Here is a 540-nt window from a genome sequence, read left to right on the forward strand (position 1 = left end):
GCAGGAACCGGCAAAAATTGTGAAAACTTAAGATTAGCACAACTTGAACTTGAAAAAGAATATTACCATAACTTTGCAAATAAACTTCTTGGAGATAATCAAGAACAGAAAAAATCTGAAAAGACAGAAAAATAAACTATAGAAAAAAGAGGAAGAGTTTTCCAAGAAATTGGAGCACTACATATTATAAAGGGACTAGTAATGGCACTTAGCGCACTATTTTTCTTTACTCGGATGGACAAAGCTGTCATTGATCCCCTTGTGAAGCTAATGGATCAAAGTATTGGCAGTCTTTCTGCTGGTTTACATGCTCCAATTAAACTCTCTGCCACAATTTATATCATTTTTCTTGGTTATAATGTTATCTATGGTCGTTATTCTGTACCATTATGGGATTTTATAGCAACTGCTTTCAAACTTGGCATCATTGTTACACTTGCAATACGCGCTGCTAACTATAATGCTTGGATCACAAATATATTTTTATCTGATCTTCCTAATGCCATTGCAAATGTCACACAAGGAGCATCCTCTAATAAG

Annotated in this window: 1 protein-coding gene; it reads left to right on the forward strand. The window is 34.4% G+C overall.

Annotation, left to right across the window (positions count from 1 at the left end; all coding sequences use genetic code 11):
- Nucleotides 1-201 precede the first annotated feature (201 nt).
- Nucleotides 202-540, forward strand: a 339-nt coding sequence (locus BN338_RS10305) for a type IV secretion system protein (protein WP_039762265.1), incomplete at its 3' end; no start/stop codon positions are given.

The sequence above is a fragment of the Bartonella queenslandensis AUST/NH15 genome (genome assembly GCF_000312585.1).
Lineage (GTDB): Bacteria > Pseudomonadota > Alphaproteobacteria > Rhizobiales > Rhizobiaceae > Bartonella > Bartonella queenslandensis_A.